Below are 20,489 nucleotides of genomic sequence, written 5' to 3'. Positions count from 1 at the left end.
CCCTATTTTGCTTTTGATCCATTAACTACATCAGAGTTTATCTCGATTAATCTTAATCCATTTTTATCCTCTGTACTTAATAACATTCCTTGAGAGATCTCTCCTCTCATCTTTCTAGGTTTTAAGTTTGTAACTGCTAAAACTTTCTTTCCTACTAATTTTTCAGGTTCTGGATAATATTTAGCTATTCCTGATAAAATCTGTCTTACATGATCTCCTACACTTACTTTAAATTTTAAAAGTTTATCTGCTCCCTTTACCTTTCCAGCTTCTAAAATCTCTACAACCTGAATATTCACCTTATCAAAATCTGTTATATCTATTGGATTTTCTACCTCTAGATCTTCATTTACTTGCATAGGATCTTTTTTAGGTGCCTCTATCTCCTCTAGATCTAATCTTGGGAATATTGGTTCTGCCTCTCCCAATTTATGTCCCTCTTTCAATAGATTCCATCCCATTATCTCTTCAACTTTTGCTGTATGAATATCTCTCTCTTCTCCCAATTGATTCCATATTTTTTGTGCTGATGTAGGCATATATGGATATACCATTACAGCTGATTTGTATAGTCCATCTATCAAATGATTCATAACAACTGCAAGTCTATCTCTCTTAGCCTCATCTTTTGCTAAAACCCAAGGAGCTGTCTCATCAATGTATTTATTCAATCTTGAGATAAATTTCCAGATACTCTCTAAAGCTTTTGAGTACTGTGCAATATTCATCTGCTCATCTACCTCTTTTACAACTTCCTTCCATAGATTTTCTATTTCATCATCATATATATCTCTTGTACTTCCAGAAACAATTACTCCACCAAAGTATTTTTTATACATTCCTAGAGTTCTATTTAAAAGATTTCCTAAATCATTTGCAAGATCAGAGTTTATTCTTGTAACCACTGATTTAGTTGAATAATCTCCATCATTTCCAAATTGTACCTCTCTCATTAAACAATATCTAAATGCATCTACTCCATATTTTTCTACTTCTGAAATCGGATCCACTACATTACCTTTAGATTTCGACATCTTTTCTCCCTCTGATGTCCACCAACCATGAGCTACTACTTTATCTGGTAATTTCTCTCCAGCTGAAAGTAGCATACAAGGCCAAATTATAGCATGGAATCTAACTATATCCTTTCCTAATAAATGCATAACTTCAGCATTATTCCAATATTTATCAAACATCTCTGGGTTGTTCTCATACCCTACTGCTGTCAAATAGTTAGTTAAAGCATCAAACCACACATATGTTATGTGTCCTGGAGCAAACTCAATAGGAATTCCCCACTCAAATGTATTTCTAGAAATTGATAGATCTTGTAATCCCTGTTTTATAAATGACACTACTTCATTTTTTCTTGAACGAGGTAATATAAAATCTGGATGTTTTTCAATATGCTCTAATAATGCATCTTGATATTTTGACATCTTAAAGAAATATGATTCCTCTTTTACTATTCTTAACTCTTTCCCACAATCTGGACAATGGTTTCCATTTACAATTTGATTTTCAGGTACAAATGTCTCACAAGAAACACAATATTTTCCTGAATACTCTCCTTTATAAATATCTCCTTTTTCATATACTTTTTTTAATATCTTTTTTACTGCCTCTTTATGTCTAGGTTCAGTAGTTCTTATGAAATCTGAATACTCTATTCCTAACTTTGCCCACATCTCTTTAAATCTTGGAGCCATTATATCAGTCCACTGTTGAGGTGTATATCCTTTTAGTTTTGCTGTTTCCTCAACTTTTTGTCCATGCTCATCTGTTCCAGTTAAAAAATAAGCATCATAACCCATTGTTCTTTTATATCTCGCTATTACATCTGCAGCAATTGTAGTGTAAGCACTTCCTACGTGTGGATCTCCATTTACATAGTATATTGGTGTTGTTACATAAAAATTTTTACTCACTATATTACTCCTCTCCTATCTTCTATAATTAAATATATTTTTCTGCTTCTTTATCTAACCTATTCAATTCCTCTTTTATTTTTAAACAATACTCCTCTATATTTGCATCTGCTGGAACTTCAATGGGCTCTCCCATAAGATATACCATAGTTGTAAAAGGTTTTGGAAATTGAAATTTATCCCAAGCTTTTTTAAACTCCCATTTACTTTTATATGCTGTTCCTGTTGGAATAATGTATTTTTTACCTTTTTGTGCCAAATATACCATTCCTTGTTTAACTTCATATATAGGTCCTTTAGGTCCATCTACTGGAGTCCCTATTGAATAACCTTTTTTCATTAACTTTATAAGTGAAATTAAACTTGAAGTAGAATTCTTATCTGATGAACCTCTTACCATATGGAATCCTAATTTTTCAAGTGGTACAGAGATTAGCTCTCCATCTTTCGATGGACTTGCTAAAACTGCTCTTTTTTCTATATAATCTAGACACAGTGTTGAAGCTACTAATTTATTATGCCAAAAAGCAAATATATAACTCTCGTTGACTTCATCTATCTTATCATTTTTTATAATTTTAATTTTTAATGTTTTTCTTATAACTTGAAGTATGATATAAAGTATAAAACCATATCTTCTATACTTTTTTATCTCTTTGTCCATTTTCTCTCCCTTCAATCTTAAAGTCTCTATCTTTTAATTATAGCATAAATATAAGCTTTTAAAAAGAGAGATTGAATATTTTTTATATTCTTGATTATTTTAGTTGACTTTTTGTAAAATATATTTTATAATCAAAATATAAAATGATACAAATATTCGTAAATTAAATAGGAGGTAATTATTATGTCTTTAATTGGAAAACAAGTTAATGAATTTAGAGGAACTGCTTACCATAATGGTGAGTTTATTGAGATAAAAAATGAAAATCTTTTAGGAAAATGGTCAGTTGTAGTTTTCTACCCTGCAGATTTTACTTTTGTATGTCCTACTGAATTAGAGGATTTAGCTGAGCATTATGAGAAATTTAAAGCTGAAGGTTGTGAGGTATACTCAGTTTCTACTGATACTCACTTTGTTCACAAAGCTTGGCACGACACATCAGATAGAATTAAAAAAATTCAATTCCCTATGGTTGCTGATCCTACAGGTAGAATTTCTAAGGAATTTGAAGTTTTCATTGAAGAGGAAGGTTTAGCACTAAGAGGAAGTTTTGTTATCAATCCAGAAGGAAAGATTGTAGCTTATGAGGTACATGATTTAGGAATTGGTAGAGAAGCTAGTGAGTTATTAAGAAAATTACAAGCTGCTAAATTTGTAGCTGAGCACGGAGAGGTTTGTCCAGCTAAATGGCAACCTGGTAGTGACACTATAAAACCATCTATCGACTTGGTAGGTAAACTTTAATCATTTGGAAGTGATATTATGAGTAAAATATATGATACTATTATCATTGGAGGTGGACCTGCTGGATTAACAGCAGGTCTATATAGTGGTAGAGCTAAGCTCGACACACTAATTATAGAAAAAAATATTCCTGGAGGTCAGATAACAGTTACTAATGAGATTGTTAACTATCCAGGTATTATTGAGACAAGTGGAAGTAAATATGGAGAAACATTAAAACAACAAGCTATTAACTTTGATGTTTCTTTTGCTCAAGATGAAGTTGTAGATATGAATTTATCTGGTGACATAAAAACAATAAATACAAAGAATGGATCTTATCAAACTTACTCTGTAATTATAGCTACTGGAGCTTCTCCAAGAAAGCTTGGATTCCCTGGAGAGAAGGAGTATGAGGGAAGAGGAGTAGCTTTCTGTGCTACTTGTGATGGTGAATTCTTTACTGATATGGATGTTTTTGTTATTGGTGCTGGATTTGCTGCTGCTGAAGAAGCTATATTTCTAACTAAGTTTGCTAGAAAAGTTATAGTTATAGCTAGAGAACCAGAGTTTACTTGTGCAAAATCAATAGCTGAAAAAGTATTAGCACACCCTAAAATAGAAGTTAGATTTAACACTGAAATTTTAGAAGCTACTGGTGATATTCAGTTGAGAAAAGCTAAGTTTATAAATAATGTTACTAAGGAAGTTACTGAATTTGAAGCTGCTAATGGAGAGAGTTTTGGTATCTTTATTTTTGTTGGATACGCTCCTCAAAGTCAATTATTCAAAGATCATATAACTATTGATAATTTTGGATTTATTCCAACAGATGAAAACCTTATGACAAATGTTCCTGGAGTTTTTGCTGCTGGAGATATTAGACCTAAAAAATTAAGACAATTAGTAACTGCTGTTTCAGATGGTGCTGAAGCATCTTTTAATAGTGAAAAATATGTAATTGAAATCAAAGAAAAATTAGGAGTAGAAAAAGAGGTTTGCGAGGCAGATAAAGTCTCTACTGTAGAGGAAAAAACTTCTGAATTTTTAGATTCAAATCTTAAAGCTCAACTTTCAGAAATTGCTAAAAGATTTGAAAAATCAATAGAGTTAGTTATTATAAAAAATAACGATCAATTTTCAATGGATTTAGAAAATTCAATTAAAGAGATATCTTCTGTTTCAGAAAAAATTAAGTTTTCTTCATATAATTTAGGAGAAAATCCTGCTTTAGAAGAGAAAATATTTTTGAAAAACACACCTACTGTAGCTATCTTAGATTCTGAAGGTGCTTTCTCTGGAATTAAATACTCTACTATTCCTGGTGGACATGAATTAAATTCATTTATTCTAGCTATGTACAATGTTGCTGGTCCAGGTCAAACTCTATCAGAAGAGGTTTTAAATAAGATATTCAATATTAAAACTCCTACTGATATTAAAATCGGTATCTCACTAAATTGTACTAAATGCCCAGACACTGTTCAATCAGCTCAAAGAATAGCAATTGAAAACAGTAACATTCAAGTTGAAGTCATTGATGTTTTTAACTTTAAAGAGTTTAAAAATAAATATGACATTATGAGTGTTCCTGCCCTTGTTATAGAAGATAAGGTTTATTTTGGAAGTAAAAATATAGAGGAAGTTTTAAATATTCTTTCTAAGTAAATATACTATTATTAACTCTCATATAAAAAGGAGAAGACCCAAAAATCTTCTCCTTTTTATTTACTATGAATTTTTTACATTTTTCCAATCATTTAAAAATCTCTCTATTCCTGCATCAGTTAATTGGTGTTTTATCATTCCTTGAATAACTTTAAAAGGCAAAGTACCTATATGAGCACCTACTTTTGCTAATTCTTCAACTTGATAAATATTTCTAATACTAGCACCTATAATTTCACTTTCAATACCATGCTTATCAAAAGTTTCTCTTATTGATTTAACTAACTCTATTCCATCTACTCCTGTATCTTCTAATCTTCCTACAAATGGACTTACATAAGTAGCTCCTGCTCTTGCTGCCAATAAAGCTTGATTTAAAGTAAAAATCAATGTTAAATTTGTCTTTATTCCTAACTCTTTAAGTCTTTTACAAGCTTTTAATCCCTCAAAAGTAGTTGGTAATTTTATAACAATATTTTTATGAATACTTGCTAGTTTTTTTCCCTCTTCTACCATTTTATCTGCTTCTAAAGACAAAACTTCTGCACTTATTGGACCTTCTACAATTTTAGTTATTTCAGAAATTATTTTTTCAAAATCTCCATTTTCTCTAGCTATCAATGATGGATTAGTGGTAACTCCAGCTATAATTCCATAACTTTCTGCTTCTCTTATCTCTTCTAAATTAGCTGTATCTATAAATATTTTCATAACTCTCTTCTCGCTCCTTTTACAATAATTCTTTTACCTTATTTACAATCTCTTCTGCTGTAAGTTTATACTCTTTTTGTAAATAATCTAAAGTTCCAACTTGACCAAATCTATCCTCTACTCCTACTCTTCTCATTGGGACCAAAGTATTTTCAACGATTACTTCAGCAACAGCACTTCCCAATCCACCAATAATATTGTGATTTTCTGCTGTTACAATTCCCTTTGTTAATTTCGAATATTTTTTTACTAACTCTTTATCTATTGGTTTTATTGTAAACATATCAATTACAGTTACATCTATTCCCTCTTTTTCAAGAATGTCTGCAGCTTTCAATGCTTCAACTACCATAATCCCACAAGCTATTATAGTTATATCTTTTCCTTCTCTTAATACTTTTCCTTTACCTATTTCAAATTTTTCATCTTCATTATATACTTTATATGAACCTTTTCTTATTGCACTCAAATAATGAATTCCATAGATATCCTTTATTTGTCTTAAAATATTTTTCATCATAGTAGTATCTGATATAGATAATACTGTTGCTGTCGGAATAGTTCTCATTAAAGCAATATCTTCAAATGAAGTATGTGTTCCACCATTATGTTGAGTATATATTCCAGGATCAGATCCCAAAATTTTTATATTTGTTTTAGCATATGCCCCTGATAAAAAGATTTGATCAAAATCTCTTCTAGTAGCAAAAGGACTAAATGTGTGAACAAAAGGAATATCTCCAACTAAAGATAACCCACTTGCTACTCCTATCATATTTGCTTCCATAATCCCACAATTTATATAATTTTTTTTATTTGTTTTGGCTATTGAATTTGTTGAAATAGCTTCTGATAAATCTGCTTCTAAAACAAATACTCTTTTATCTTCATTTATCATTTCATCTAAAGTTGAACTATATGCTTTTCTCATCTCTTGATTTTCTAATTCATATTTTGCCATTTCAAATTCCTCCTACTCAATATCCAATTTTTCTATTTCACTCTTCAATATCTCTTTCATCTCTTCAGTAAACCTTATATGATGATTAGCTTTTAATTTTTCAAAATACTCTACTCCCTGCCCCTTTATTGTATCTAAAACTATGCATTTAGGAGATTTTTCAGTTTCTACACTTATAGCTTTATCTATCTCTTCTATTGAAGCTCCATTAACTCTTCTTGTATCAAAGCCAAAACTTTCTAATTTTTTTGCTAAATCAAAAGCTTTACATATCTCCTCTGTAGTTCCATCTAATTGTTTTTTATTTTCATCTATTAAAAGAGTAAAATTATTTAAATTGTTATGTGCAGCAAATTGAATAGCTTCCCAACATTGTCCTTCATTTAACTCTCCATCTCCAACAATACAATATACTTTTCTTTGACTTCCTTTTCTTTGTAATCCAATAGCTATTCCAACTGCTGCTGATATTCCTTGACCTAAAGATCCCGTTGTCATATCTATTCCAGGAGTTAAATTTCTATCAGGATGACTTGGAAGGAGTGTCCCATTATTATTTAAAGTATTTAATAACTCTAAATCAAAGAATCCTTTTAATGCCAATGTAGAGTATAGAGCTGGACCTGCATGTCCTTTTGATAATACCAAATAATCTCTATCATCTAGTTTAGGATTAGTTGGATCTACCTTCATTCTTGTATATAGTACAGCTAAAGTTTCCACTATTGACATAGCTCCTCCTAAGTGTCCAAATCCTCTATGTAATAGCATTTTTAAAGTTTCTTTTCTTATTCTTTTACTAAATTTTTCCATCTCTAAATATTTTTCCATACATGACACTCCTTACTATATTAAAATAATATCTCTCTAATTATGCTTCCTCTTTTTTATTTCTTGGAAAGAAAAACGCTAATAATATAAAGATTCCAAATACCACTACTATTGAATATTTATTGAAATTATTTGTTAATACTCCTAAAATTAATCCTACAACTCCGAAGTCAGCATCTGAGAATGTTGTATTTGAGAAACCTAATTCTCCTAATATTGGTAATAGAACTACTGGAACAAATGTTATTAATAATCCATGTACAAAAGCTCCAATTGTTGCTCCTCTTCTTCCTCCAGTTGCGTTTCCAAATACTCCTGCTGTTGCTCCACAGAAGAAGTGTGGTATTACTCCAGGAATAATTAATACCCAGTTTAAAGCTCCTAATATAAATAATCCAATTATTCCACCAAAGAAACTTGATAAAAATCCAATCAGAACTGCATTTGGTGCATATGGAAAAACTACTGGACAGTCTATTGCTGGTTTTGCATTAGGTACCAATGTTTGTGATATTCCTGTAAATGCTGGAACTATTTCTGCTAAAACTAATCTTACTCCTTGTGTGATTATAAATACTCCAGCTGCAAATGTTATAGCTTGAATTATTGAGTAAACAATAAAGTTTTGTCCACCACTTAGATTTTTTTCAATATACTCTGGTCCTGCTGCAAATGCTGTAATTAGATATAAAACTGTCATAGTTAATGAGATAGAAATAGAACTATCTCTTAAGAATGTTAAATTTTTAGGTAGATTCATCTCCTCAGTTGATTTTGATCCTTTTCCTACTAAACTTCCTATCCAAGCTGATAGAACATATCCTGTTGTAGCAAAATGTCCAAATCCAATATCATCAGTTCCTGTTATCTTTCTCATAGTAGGTTGTGCTATGGCTGGGAAAAATGCCATTATAAATCCTAACACTAATGATCCTACTGCTATCAAAGCAACTCCTTCAAATCCAGCAACTGCTAAAATTACTGCTATCATACATGCCATATAAAATGTATGGTGTCCAGTTAAAAATATGTATTTTAATTTTGTAAATCTTGCTATCAATATATTTGCTACCATACCAAATGTCATTATTAAAGCTGTAGTTGTTCCATATTTTGCTAAAGCAACTCCTACAATTGCCTCATTATTAGGAACTATTCCTTGTACTTTAAATCCTACTTCAAACATATTACCAAATGGAACTAGTCCTCCTACCAATATACTAGCTCCCCCACCTAATACTATAAATCCTAATATTGTTTTTATTGTACCTTTTACTGTTTCAGAAAAATCTTTTTTTTGGCACAATAATCCTATTAAAGATATTAATCCTACCAATATAGCTGGAACTTTTAATATATCTAATATAAAGTCTAACATTCTTTCTCCTCCCAATCTCTATTTTTTATAATACCCCTTTTTCTTGAAGTGCTTTTGTTAAAACTTCTTTTATCTCTCCTAAATTTATAATATTTGTTAAAACTAATTTATTTGAAATTTTTGTACTTCCTGCTATGTCCCTTGACATTATAAAGAAATCTGAATCACTCTCTATAACTGATGCCAAATCTGTATGAGTTACCTCTGCATTAACTCCTAACTCTTTTAATACCTTCTTTACATTCATCTCCAACATAAAACTGCTTCCTAATCCTGTTCCGCATACTGCTGTTATTTTCATAATCAATTCCTCCTTCAAATTTTTTATTGCAACTTTTTTATAAACTTTTTACTAACTCATCCATTGTTTTAGCTTTAATCAGATTTGCTATCTTTTCGTCATCACCAAGCACCTCTGTAAGCTGTTCTATTATTTCAATGTGTGAATTACTATCTTTAGCAGCTAAACAAAATACTAAATATACATTTTCAGTCTCTTCTGAAAACTTTACACCACTATTTATTTTTAGTAAAGATAGAGAACTCTCTAACACATTTTCATCTGGTCTTGCATGTGGCATTGCTACCCCAGGTATCAATATTACATATGGTCCCATATTTTTTATATTCTGAATCATATTTTCTACATATCCAAATTTTATCTTATTACTTTTTATTAATGGAGTTGCACCTATCTCAATTGCTTTCTCCCAAGTTTCTACATTATCTATAACTTGGATCATTCCATTTAAAATATTTTTTATACCCAATATCCTTCCTCCTTAATGCCTTTTAGTTTCTTTATACTCATATGATATATTTTCTTTATACTTTTGACAATTGTCATATTTATGAAATCTTAATTTTACACTTTCTTTCTAAAAATTTAAAAACTTTAAAACTTGTTTAACATTTTTAGCTTTTAATAGATTTTCTATTAAATTATAATCTGTTATTAATTCTACTAAATCTGCTAATGCATTCAAATGTTCCTTATTATCTAAAGATGAAAATACCAAAATAACTTGAACTTTTCTGTCATTTGGAAAGATAACTGGCTTCTTCAAAACAATAAGTCCCATTCCAGTTTTTAAAACAGATTCATCTTTTTGTGCATGAGGTATTGCTATATTCTCTCCTATAACTACATATGATCCTAATTTTTTTATATTTTCAATCATTGCATCAATATAATTAACTTCTACAATTTTATTATCAACTAATATATTTCCTGCTAATATTACTGCCTCTTCCCAAGTTTCAGCTATTTGATTTAATAGTATGTTTTTTTCTTTTATAAAATCAGTTAACTTATACTCGCTCTCCTCTATATCATTTACTAATCTTTGTTCAAAATATATGTTTAACCCTTTGATTAGTTCCTCTTTATTCTCTATAGTACAATTTTCCTCTATTATCTCTAGTAGCTCCGACAACATATAACGTTTTCTCTGACGTGAAAGAGAGTATTTATCAAGCTTATCTATATCCTCTTGGGTCAATATTGATTTTACTTTGACAATTGGTATAGATATATTATCCTCTATATCAACAGTACTTATTATCAAATCTACCTCTTCTTTTTGTAAAGTTTTTTCTAAAAGATGTCTTGGTATTGTTTTTACAATATTTATTGTATATATCTCTTTTAATTGCTGTACCAAAAGATTAGAAGTTCCATATCCATATCCACAAACAACTAATACTTTTTTCAAATTTTTTCTTTTATAACGATTTCTATCTATAGCTGCTTTAAAATAGATTGCTAAAAAAGCTACTTCATCATTTGAAAACTCTATTCCTAAATATTTTTCAATCTCTTTTAATGAGTTTTTAGTATTATAAAATATGGTTGGATAACTATTTAAAACTTCTACAAATATTGAATTTTCTAGTTTTATCTTATTTTGTAATCTATAGATAGTTGGCTTTATATGATTTAAAATTCCATCTAACAGTAGTTTATCTTTTGAAATATCAACATCTATTTTTTTATTAAATTTATCTATAAATTTTTTAACTAATATATCTATCTCAATCCAGTTACTATAGTATGATTTTTCAAAATTATAAGTATGACTTCCTAAAAAATAATCTGTTATTTGTAGTATCTCATTCTCTTCTAAATTAATATCATAGGCAGATTCTATAATCCCTTTAGCTTTCAATATAGTTTCATACTCAATCGTCTCTTTTAAAAACTGTTTATTTGCTATTTTCTCTAATATTTTCCCCTGTTTTATTCTTATAATAGCTATAATTAAATAGATAGCTATTATGTTATAAGCTTCATCTGAAATTATCTTATCTAAAAGTCTTTGTATATAATTAATAAAATTTTTTATTATATTAATATCTATATACTTTATATACTCTTCTACTATCAACTCTTTTTTAGTTTTTAAATCTACGTTAGAATAAAATATAAAATTTGAGTATTTTCTTAAAAATTTTAACTGTTGTTTTCTTATATCTGTCTCTTCTCCAGATAAAATCAATCCTTCTTGTTGTGAAATCTTCAGTTCAAGATTATTATTTAGTAACTCCTCTCTAATATCTCTTATATCATTTCTTATAGTTGTTCTACTAACATCTAAAATCTTACTTGCTTTTGTTAAATTTATTTTTTCATCAAAGACACAGATAAAAGATAGATACTCTCTTCTTTCATAAATATCTAAATTACTTTTATTCTCTTCAAACTCTTTATTTTCTAAAAAAATATCATATTTTTCAAAAAATATTTTTCCACCAAATTTTCTTTTTAGTGGCTCTAATCCCTCTCTCAAAAGATACTCATCTATTTTATCCAATTCATATCTTATACTTCTCTCAGAAAGTTGTAATGTTTGTGCAAGTTCTTTTATACTCCCCTTTCCTTCATTTTTACACAAATACTTTAATATGTTATTTCCTTTTGAATTTAACACTTATTTCACCTCCACTATATACCTATAGTATATATTATTATCTTTTTTAAAAAAACTGCCATATTTTGTAAATTTAACTTTACAAAATATTTCAATTTTCCTCTTTTATATTTTATAAATATAATGTAAAATAACATTATAATTTATTATTGAGGTGATTTTTAGATGAAATTTGTTGTATCAGATTTAGATGGTACTCTTCTTTATTCTAGTAATGAGATCAGTGAATACACCGTCACAACTATTAAAAAACTAATTGATAGTGGAGTAAATTTTGCTATTGCTACTGGAAGAGGACAACAGGGAGTTCAAAGATTTTTAAAACAGCTTGGTATTGCTCCCTATCTTATCTGTAATAATGGTGCAAATATATATGATCCTAAAGGTAATTGTATATTTGAAGAGAGAATTCCAAAAGATGTAGTTACAAAGATTCTAAAAGAGATCAGAGCTAATAATCTTTTTTATAGTGCTTTTTTAAATGAGTATTTCTATTATAATAAAGAGGATATTATTGAAGATTTTATGAGTAGACCCCTTTACAAAGAGGTTCTTTTAGAAAAAGAGGAGGATTGTCCTGAATTAAATAAGATAATTGTAAGTGATGATGATCCTGAAGTTATAAAAAAAATAGCCAATATATTAAAGGATAAATTTTCTGACCTAGCTGAGATCACTCTATCTCAACCTACTTGTGTAGATATCGCCCCTAAAAACTGTTCTAAGGGAAGTGGTATTAAGAATCTTGCTAATATCTTTAAACTTACTCCAGATAATTTTATGGCTTTTGGAGATGGAGAAAATGATCTTGATATGCTAAAAACTGTAGGTCACCCTGTAATTATGGAAAATGCTCAAGAGATTCTAAAAGAACAATTTTCTACAGTAACTCTCTCTAATAAAGAACATGGAGTTGCTAAATATATTGAAAACTATTTTGAGCTATAGGAGGAGTTATGAGAAAAAAACAGATCAATCGTGAAGTTATTGCAACTCTTATTCTCTATATTTTCTATTTCTGTTGGTGGTACTACTTTGCATATATTCGTTTCGATAGTGAAAATGTAGAAAATTTTAAATATATTTTTGGACTACCAGAATGGTTTTTCTACTCTTGTGTTTTAGGACTAGTAATTATAAATATTTTAGTCTTTCTCACTGTGAAATTTTTCTTTAAAGATGTAGAGTTAGAGGAGGATAAAAAATGTTAACTATGATACCTATTATCCTATATCTTTTGCTAATGCTAGGTATTACTTATCAAGTAAATAAAATAAAACATAGAAAAGATGTAGATTTTACTGAAGAGTATTTCATTGGAAGTAGAAATATGGGGGGATTTGTATTAGCTATGACAATCATTGCCTCATATGTTGGAGCCAGCTCCTTTATTGGTGGACCTGGTATAGCCTATAAATTGGGGCTTGGTTGGGTTTTACTAGCTTGTATTCAGGTTCCCACTGCTTTTTTTACCTTGGGTATAATTGGTAAAAAATTAGCTATTATCTCTAGAAGAATCAAAGGTGTCACAATTATTGACCTATTGAGAGCAAGATATAAAAGTGATATAGTTGTTATCCTTTCTTCAATCACAATGCTTATCTTCTTCATTGGAACCATTGTAGCACAATTTGTTGGTGGAGCAAGATTGTTTGAAACTGTTACTGGTTACTCATATTTTATAGGTTTACTACTTTTTTCTGGTGTTGTTATAGCCTACACCTCATTTGGGGGTTTTAGAGCAGTTGCTTTAACAGATGCTATACAAGGTGTAGTTATGCTTATAGCTACTGGTGTTCTTTTTTATGTAGTCACTAAAAATGGAAATGGTCTTGAAAATATTATGTTAAATATTGCTAAAACAAATCCTGAGATGTTAACACCTAGTTCCAATGGTAATATAGCAAAGCCTTTCATTCTATCTTTTTGGGTATTGGTTGGTATTGGACTACTCGGTTATCCCTCTACTGCTGTAAGATGTATGGGATTTAAGGATAGCAAATCTCTTCATAGAGCTATGATCATTGGTACATCAGTTGTGGGATTATTAATGTTGGGAATGCATCTTATTGGAGTTATGGGAATGGGTATTGAGCCTAATGTAGAAGTTGGAGATAAGATCATCCCTATTCTTGCTCTAAATAATTTACACCCTATCTTAGCTGGTGTATTTATTGGTGGACCCCTAGCAGCTATTATGTCAACAGTGGATTCTCTTTTAATTATGACATCAGCTACAATAGTAAAAGATCTTTATCTACACTACGTAAATAAAAATGCCACTGTAGAAAAAATAAAAAAACTCTCATTTTTAACCTCTTTAGGTTTTGGAATCATTGTTTTTTTACTTTCTCTAAATCCACCTAATCTATTAGTTTGGATAAACCTCTTTGCTTTTGCAGGACTTGAAGCTACTTTTTTCTGCCCAATTGTTTTTGGATTATTTTGGAAAAAAGCTAACTCAACAGGAGCTATTGCCTCTATGATTTTTGGCTTCATCACTTTTATATACCTCAATGTATGTAAAATTACCATTGCTGGAATGCACAATATTGTTCCAGTCCTTGCTGTAAGTAGTTTTGTTTTTATTATTGGTTCATACTATGGAGATAAGACTGATGATGAAACTTTGGATATCTTCTTTAATCTATAAAGGATATTGATATATAGAAAAAGTGTAGGTAATCACCTACACTTTTTTCATAGTATTATATCTTTAAAAGTAACAATTCAGCTAACTTATATAGAAAAAACACCCCAATTCCACAGTATGAAGCAAGAAGTAAAAAAGCTCCTAATCTGTTATCATATACAAATTCATCTTCTAGCTCTCTATTCTCCCTAGCACTGTATTCCTTGTTAATTTTCTCTAATTTTTCTAATTCTACTCTCTCTTCTAGTGTTAGCATTCTCTACTCCTCCATTTTTTTATTTTCTATCTTTAAAATGGAGAGTTTTTAATTTCGAAGCAACCGCTTCCTATCTCTGAGTAAAATCCCATATAACCCTTTGATTTTAAAAGTTCTAAATGATTGAATTTCACTTTTAAAAACTTTTGTTAATAGCACTATAACAACACTCAAAATTGGGATCATATCTCTATAATTATCATAGATTACGGTAGTATCACTTAAATTTGTTGGCTCCTTTACCACTAATTCCTCGTGTATTCCCTCAATATGATCTACTAATATCACTATATTATTTGTACTATTTTTATCAAATAAAGGAGGCTTTTGATTGGAATGTTGTAAATTTACTATCAATATTGACAATGTAAAAATTAACAACATCAATATCTTTCTTATTCTCATCAATTACCTCCTTTTTTTATTATTTTATCCCTTTTTCCTTCAGAAGTTTTAACATCTCTAGATTGTTTAATTTAGTTGCTATCGATTTAGCAGAATCACCATAGGAGATATATCTAGGATTTACACCTAAGTCAATTAATCTCTCTACTGCTTTTAAATTCCCATTAGCAACAGATCTCAAATATATTTCACCAAATATATTCTCGCCTTTATTATTTTTCAATTTAAGGTTATATCCCTTTACATTGAGTAATTCCAATACTGTATTCTCATCATAAGCATAGTATATAGGATAGTTTCCATCTTCGTCCAAAGCTAAGAAATCTGCACCTAAATGCTCTAAATCTCTTACTAGCTCAATATCTCCAATAGAAGCAGACCAAAATGTTACATCCCAACCATTTTTATCCTTTGCTTTAAAATTCACACCATTTTCCAATAGATATTTGCTATAACTATCTGATTTTTCCTTCATAAAATAGATTAATAATGGGGTACTATTTTTTTGTGAAATGGCATTGATATCAGCTCCATTTGTTACCAAACTTTTCAAAGCTTCAATACTTCTTACATAAAAAATAGCTGTTCTTCCATTATCATCTCTATCTTCTAAATTAATATCTCTAGTTAAAATTATATTTAAAGAATTCAAACTATCCTTCTCCAATATATTCATCAATAGAGTTTTATTATTCTCATCTCTGTAATCTATTGGAAATCCCTCTGCTAAATACTTATTTAAACTGTATGAATCATCTAAAAATACTGCTGTATACACCTCTTCAGGAGTTACTACTTTTTTTGATTTTTTTTGAAGAAAACTACAACTTGTAAATAATAGTGTTATACATAAAAGAATTAAAATTCTATTAAGATTACTCTTCATTTCTCTTTTCATATTTTCTTCTCTCTCCCTCTTTCAGATATTTTTTTCTTAATCTGATATTGTCAGGAGTTACTTCTACAAGCTCATCATCAGCTATGTAATCAAGTGCTTGCTCTAAAGTAAATTTTCTTGGTGGAGCTAATTTAACAGCATCATCACTTCCAGCAGCTCTCATATTTGTTAATTTTTTAGTTTTACAAACATTTACTACTAGGTCATTTTCTCTACTGTGCTCTCCAACTATCATTCCTTCATAAACTGGAATTCCAGGCTCTAAGAATAATATTCCTCTATCTTGTATGTTATTTAGAGCATATGCCACTGTTACACCTGGTTCAGTTGCAATAAGTACTCCTCTACTTCTTGTAGGTATATCTCCTTTATGAGGCTCATAATCATAGAAAGAGTGGTTTAAAATTCCTGTTCCCTTAGTATCTGTTAAGAACTCATTTCTAAATCCAATAAGTCCTCTTGCTGGTACTTTAAACTCTAAACGAGTATATCCATCAGTACCAGGGATCATAGATACCATCTCTCCCTTTCTTATACCCATCTTCTCAATAACTACTCCTGTGAAACTATCATCAACATCTATAAGTGCCATCTCAATTGGTTCTAGTCTCTTTCCATCTTTCTCTTTCATAAGAACTCTTGGTTTTGATACCTGTATCTCAAATCCTTCTCTTCTCATATTCTCTAATAGTATAGAAAGTTGAAGTTCTCCTCTTCCTTTTACAACAAAGGCATCTGGAGTTTCAGTAGTCTCTACTCTCATACTTACGTTTGTTTGTAACTCTTTTTGTAGTCTTTCCCAAATATGTCTAGATGTTACAAATTTTCCTTCTTTTCCTGCAAATGGAGAGTCATTTACCATAAATGTCATTGCTAGTGTTGGTTCGTCAATATCTATTAATGGTAAAGCTATTGGTTCATTAACATCAGCTAATGTTTCTCCAATATCTATATTATCTATTCCTGCAATACAAACTATATCTCCAGCATGTGCCTCTTGCACTTCAACTCTTTTTAATCCTTCATAACCATAAAGTACAGAGATTTTTCCTTTTACCATTTTTTCATCTCTTTTTATTAACATAACCTCTTGGTTTCTTCTTACAATACCATTATGAATTCTTCCTACAGCTAGTTTACCAACATAGTTGTCATAAGCTATATTTGTGATTAGGAATTGCATAGGTTTGTTATCGTCACCCTCTGGATCCTCTACATGCTCAAGAATTGTTTCAAATAATGGAGTCATATCTTGGCTCTCATCTTCTAAATTTCTCTTTGCAAATCCACCTTTTCCTGAAGCGTATACCACTGGGAATTCTAACTGTAAATCATTAGCATTAAGCTCTATAAATAGCTCATATACCATGTATAATACATCTTCTGGTCTTGCATTTGGCTTATCTACTTTGTTTACTACTACTATTGGTCTATGTCCTTGCTCTAAAGCTTTCTTCAATACATACTTTGTCTGAGGCATTGGACCTTCAAAAGCATCTACTAATAGTACTACTGAGTCAACCATTTTCATAATTCTTTGTACTTCTCCTCCAAAGTCAGCGTGTCCTGGAGTGTCTACAATGTTGATCTTATAATCTTTATATCTTACAGATGCATTTTTAGAAAAAATTGTAATTCCTCTTTCTCTTTCAATATCATTTGAGTCCATTACTCTCTCTTCTACTTTTTCTAATTCGTGAGAACCGAAGGCTCCACCTTGTCTTAAAAGACAATCCACAAGTGTTGTTTTACCGTGGTCAACATGGGCAATAATTGCTATGTTTTTTATTTTCATTATTCTTCCTTCCTTCAGGGTTAAAAATATTTATACCCTTTTAATAAGTTATTATTTACATTTGCTAAACCTAAGAATTTGTTTTCTAGATAAACTCTATACCTTCCATCTGCTGTATTACATCTTATAGTATTACCATTTTGGAATAATACAAAGTTTTTTCCATCTTCAATCTCTATCTTCGGATATTGAAAAAACTCCTCTACACTACTTAAGAAGTCATCTTTTCCTTCTGAATGTAGTTTTTCTATATCCTCTAAAGTGTATGAGCTCTCTATATCTGACTCTCCTACTCTCTCTCTTACCAGTGAAGTCATAGTGGCAAAAGTTCCCAACTCTCTTCCTATGTCATCTATCAAAGAACGAATATATGTTCCTTTAGATACTTCACATCTAATCTTTCCTTTTCTTCCATCAAACTCTATAATCTCTATAAAATTTATGCTTATCTCTCTAGCTTTTCTTTCTACTTCTATCCCTTTTCTAGCTAGATCATATAATTTTTGTCCCTCAATTTTAATAGCAGAGTACATTGGTGGAATCTGTTTTATATCTCCTATAAACTTCTTCAAAATACTTTCTAACTCAGTTCGAGTTGTCTCTTTTTTCTCAGACTCTTCTACTATTTTTCCCTCAATATCATAGGTATCTGTTCTATATCCCAATTCAAATCCTGCAGTATAAACTTTTGAATACCCCTCTATATCTTGAACAAGTCTAGTAGCTCTTCCCAGACAAACAACTAAAACTCCCTCAGCTAAAGGATCTAAAGTTCCTGTATGCCCTATTCTTCTCTCTTTTAGGACCTTTCTAAGAACTCTAATAACATCAAAGGAAGTTATTCCACTAGGTTTATTAATATTAATTATTCCTTCCAAAACTTCAACTCCTATATTAGAACTATTTCATATTGTATCACATAATCCTAATTTTTAAAACAATTTTTTATTTTTCTATAATCCCATATCTATTACTTGGACTCCATAACAGATACTGTTTTATTCCTAAATCATCTAAGGCTTTTATCTGAGCCTCTATCTCTTTTTTACCATAAGGAATATAACCCTTTACCCATTTAGCAGTAAAAGCTTGTAACCAAGGTCTAATATCTGCTGGATAATTTAAATTATAGTTTCTATTTATTCCATCCAAAGTAGTATAATAGATAGTCTTATATGGCTCTGCATCAGGTACTGCCAATCCATATACTCCTCTTCCATAGTGACTTGGATATGCCATTGGTGATATTGCATCAACCTCATTACTTATTATCTCCCAGTGTTGACCCAATCCCATATCATCACTTGAACTTGAAACTTGTCCATATATATCTGCTGATATATAGACCTCTAATGGCTCCAACTCTTTTCTAGCATATTTTAGATATTTTTGAATTGTTTCAGGTTTAGATTCACCATTTGTATTTCTATAATCTAGTTCTTTATCTAACTTTCCACCATTTGATGCTGGGAATCTCACATAGTCAAACTGTATCTCATTAAATCCAGCTTTTGCAGCCTCTTTTGCCACTGCAATATTATATTCCCATAGATATCTATCATGTGGAGATACCCAAATTACACCGTCACTATTAGTAAATGGTTTTCCTGTAGCTCTTTTTATTATAGCTTTCTCTGGGTGTTTAGAAGCATATGTAGGATCTTTAAATGATACTATTCTAGCTATTGTATAGATATTGTTATCTTTTAATTTTTTCATAAAAGAGTGTATATCTGATATAGGGTATCTGTTATCATTTTTTCCTAAATATTTTAACTCAGCATCTGTTTTGAAAAGCATCTTTCCAAAATCCTCTTTCACATCTATTACAAAAGCATTTATCTTTGTTCTTTTAGAAAGCTCTATCAACTCATCAATTCTTTTTGCTGAAGCAGCAGTATTAACTGTTAGATATATACCTCTTACATCAATTTTTGGATTATTTACATATTCTCTCTTAGGAACAGCACTCAAATTAGCATTCTTTAGATTAGCAGGGATAACTTTTCTAACATCTTCAGTCAAACTTCCTGTTCTGATCCATCCCTCTCTCATCTCATTATTTTTTCCATACACTATTCTTTTCCAGTAACTTTTTTCAACATTCTTCTTCGTTGTAAAAGTCCCATCCTCTTTTTTAACCTTTGTCTCCTTAGTTATTTCAACAACCTTATCCTCTAGTACCTCAACTCTCATAGCTTTTTTCAAACTATCTTTTTGTACCTTCCCATTTGGCTCTGAATATATTGGTGTCTTATAGTTTATAGTATAGGCTATCTTCTTCTCTGGAGCCTTCTCTTTTTCACTTATCTTTATCTCTTTCAACGGTAATACTTGATTGACCTCTTCATTCTTTTCCTCTTTACTCTGTTCTTGGGAAACTACATTAACAACTTCCACACTACTTTTTCCAATATCCTTAGTCAAACTAGCTGTGGCAGTAATGGTAACTACATAAAAAGCTATCATACCTAATATTCCACTCATAAATCTTTTCTCTCTTCTCATCTTTATCTCCCTTACTTATATCATATTAGATATTTTATACTATTTTTTAAAAAATAGCTAGTTTGATTTTTAATAGACAATATATTTTTTATATATAAATAATAAAGGGGCTGTTGCAAATTTAATAGCATATGTTTTAAAATTAGCTAAAGAGATTTTTTAATCTCTTTGGCTTTTTTC

20 protein-coding genes are annotated in these 20,489 nt (G+C 30.1%); 5 read left to right on the top strand and 15 right to left on the bottom strand.

The window, feature by feature from the left end:
- Positions 1–2: 2 nt before the first annotated feature.
- Both metG and ABNK64_RS08770 read right to left on the bottom strand, forming a co-directional pair.
- Positions 3–1,928 carry a methionine--tRNA ligase gene (gene metG, locus ABNK64_RS08775; protein WP_291255292.1) on the bottom strand — a complete coding sequence of 642 codons (1,926 nt, stop codon included), beginning with the start codon at positions 1,926–1,928 and terminating at the stop codon, positions 3–5.
- A 28-nt stretch (positions 1,929–1,956) separates the two neighbouring features.
- Positions 1,957–2,592, bottom strand: a complete 636-nt coding sequence (locus tag ABNK64_RS08770; RefSeq protein WP_291255293.1) for a lysophospholipid acyltransferase family protein — start codon at positions 2,590–2,592, stop codon at positions 1,957–1,959.
- A gap of 183 nt (positions 2,593–2,775) precedes the next feature.
- On the opposite strand from ABNK64_RS08770, the gene ahpC reads away from it, so the two are divergent.
- Together ahpC and ABNK64_RS08760 are read left to right on the top strand one after the other, a co-directional pair.
- Complete coding sequence (gene ahpC / locus ABNK64_RS08765; protein ID WP_291255294.1) at positions 2,776–3,336, top strand: alkyl hydroperoxide reductase subunit C; 561 nt, start codon at positions 2,776–2,778, stop codon at positions 3,334–3,336.
- A gap of 18 nt (positions 3,337–3,354) precedes the next feature.
- Entirely contained in the window at positions 3,355–4,983 is a 1,629-nt protein-coding gene (locus ABNK64_RS08760; RefSeq protein WP_349764144.1) for an FAD-dependent oxidoreductase, read from the top strand.
- 63 nt (positions 4,984–5,046) lie between these two features.
- Here ABNK64_RS08760 and fsa read toward each other — a convergent pair whose 3' ends face one another.
- From fsa to ABNK64_RS08725, 7 genes are all read right to left on the bottom strand, one after another.
- A complete protein-coding gene (gene fsa, locus ABNK64_RS08755) occupies positions 5,047–5,694 on the bottom strand; it encodes a fructose-6-phosphate aldolase (RefSeq protein ID WP_300389369.1) in 648 nt (215 codons plus the stop codon).
- 19 nt (positions 5,695–5,713) lie between these two features.
- Positions 5,714–6,655, bottom strand: coding sequence for a transketolase family protein (locus ABNK64_RS08750; RefSeq protein ID WP_349764143.1), 942 nt, complete (start codon positions 6,653–6,655; stop codon positions 5,714–5,716).
- 12 nt (positions 6,656–6,667) lie between these two features.
- On the bottom strand, positions 6,668–7,486 hold the full coding sequence (locus tag ABNK64_RS08745) for a transketolase (protein ID WP_291256336.1): 819 nt from the start codon (positions 7,484–7,486) through the stop codon (positions 6,668–6,670).
- Between the two features lie 40 nt (positions 7,487–7,526).
- Entirely contained in the window at positions 7,527–8,864 is a 1,338-nt protein-coding gene (ulaA, locus tag ABNK64_RS08740; RefSeq protein WP_349764142.1) for a PTS ascorbate transporter subunit IIC, read from the bottom strand.
- Between the two features lie 25 nt (positions 8,865–8,889).
- Positions 8,890–9,165 carry a PTS sugar transporter subunit IIB gene (locus ABNK64_RS08735; protein WP_291256334.1) on the bottom strand — a complete coding sequence of 92 codons (276 nt, stop codon included), beginning with the start codon at positions 9,163–9,165 and terminating at the stop codon, positions 8,890–8,892.
- Between the two features lie 37 nt (positions 9,166–9,202).
- The gene (locus tag ABNK64_RS08730) at positions 9,203–9,634 is read right to left on the bottom strand and encodes a PTS sugar transporter subunit IIA (RefSeq protein ID WP_291256333.1); all 432 of its coding nucleotides are present in this window, start codon (positions 9,632–9,634) and stop codon (positions 9,203–9,205) included.
- Between the two features lie 108 nt (positions 9,635–9,742).
- Positions 9,743–11,794 (bottom strand): BglG family transcription antiterminator, encoded by a 2,052-nt coding sequence (locus ABNK64_RS08725; protein ID WP_349764141.1) that lies wholly within the window; start codon positions 11,792–11,794, stop codon positions 9,743–9,745.
- Positions 11,795–11,959: 165 nt separating this feature from the next.
- Here ABNK64_RS08725 and ABNK64_RS08720 point away from each other — a divergent pair, with 165 nt between their 5' ends.
- Genes ABNK64_RS08720 through panF form a run of 3 tightly spaced genes read left to right on the top strand, consistent with a single transcriptional unit; the run spans position 11,960 to position 14,447 of the window.
- Positions 11,960–12,742: an HAD family hydrolase gene (locus ABNK64_RS08720; RefSeq protein ID WP_349764140.1), complete on the top strand. Its 783-nt coding sequence runs from the start codon at positions 11,960–11,962 to the stop codon at positions 12,740–12,742.
- A gap of 8 nt (positions 12,743–12,750) precedes the next feature.
- Positions 12,751–13,005 carry a YhdT family protein gene (locus ABNK64_RS08715; protein WP_291259463.1) on the top strand — a complete coding sequence of 85 codons (255 nt, stop codon included), beginning with the start codon at positions 12,751–12,753 and terminating at the stop codon, positions 13,003–13,005.
- On the top strand, positions 12,999–14,447 hold the full coding sequence (gene panF, locus ABNK64_RS08710; RefSeq protein WP_291256329.1) for a sodium/pantothenate symporter: 1,449 nt from the start codon (positions 12,999–13,001) through the stop codon (positions 14,445–14,447). The genes ABNK64_RS08715 and panF overlap by 7 nt, the downstream gene beginning before the upstream one ends.
- Before the next feature lie 55 nt (positions 14,448–14,502).
- On the opposite strand, the gene ABNK64_RS08705 is transcribed toward panF, so the two are convergent.
- The 6 genes from ABNK64_RS08705 to ABNK64_RS08680 all read right to left on the bottom strand — a co-directional run bounded on the left by ABNK64_RS08705 (position 14,503) and on the right by ABNK64_RS08680 (position 20,309).
- A complete protein-coding gene (locus tag ABNK64_RS08705) occupies positions 14,503–14,703 on the bottom strand; it encodes a hypothetical protein (protein ID WP_349764139.1) in 201 nt (66 codons plus the stop codon).
- A 48-nt stretch (positions 14,704–14,751) separates the two neighbouring features.
- Entirely contained in the window at positions 14,752–15,108 is a 357-nt protein-coding gene (locus ABNK64_RS08700; RefSeq protein WP_291256327.1) for a hypothetical protein, read from the bottom strand.
- A gap of 19 nt (positions 15,109–15,127) precedes the next feature.
- The gene (locus ABNK64_RS08695) at positions 15,128–16,006 is read right to left on the bottom strand and encodes an ankyrin repeat domain-containing protein (protein ID WP_349764138.1); all 879 of its coding nucleotides are present in this window, start codon (positions 16,004–16,006) and stop codon (positions 15,128–15,130) included.
- Entirely contained in the window at positions 15,984–17,801 is a 1,818-nt protein-coding gene (typA, locus tag ABNK64_RS08690; RefSeq protein WP_291259458.1) for a translational GTPase TypA, read from the bottom strand. The genes ABNK64_RS08695 and typA overlap by 23 nt, the downstream gene beginning before the upstream one ends.
- A 20-nt stretch (positions 17,802–17,821) precedes the next feature.
- Positions 17,822–18,679 (bottom strand): tRNA pseudouridine(55) synthase TruB, encoded by an 858-nt coding sequence (gene truB, locus ABNK64_RS08685; protein WP_349764137.1) that lies wholly within the window; start codon positions 18,677–18,679, stop codon positions 17,822–17,824.
- A 67-nt stretch (positions 18,680–18,746) separates the two neighbouring features.
- On the bottom strand, positions 18,747–20,309 hold the full coding sequence (locus tag ABNK64_RS08680; protein WP_349764136.1) for a putative glycoside hydrolase: 1,563 nt from the start codon (positions 20,307–20,309) through the stop codon (positions 18,747–18,749).
- Between the last annotated feature and the right edge of the window lie 180 nt (positions 20,310–20,489).

Source organism: Fusobacterium sp. SYSU M8D902 (assembly GCF_040199715.1).
GTDB lineage: Bacteria > Fusobacteriota > Fusobacteriia > Fusobacteriales > Fusobacteriaceae > Fusobacterium_A.
The sequence above is the reverse complement of the archived record's forward strand: the minus strand, read 5'-3'. Positions and strand labels throughout refer to the sequence as shown.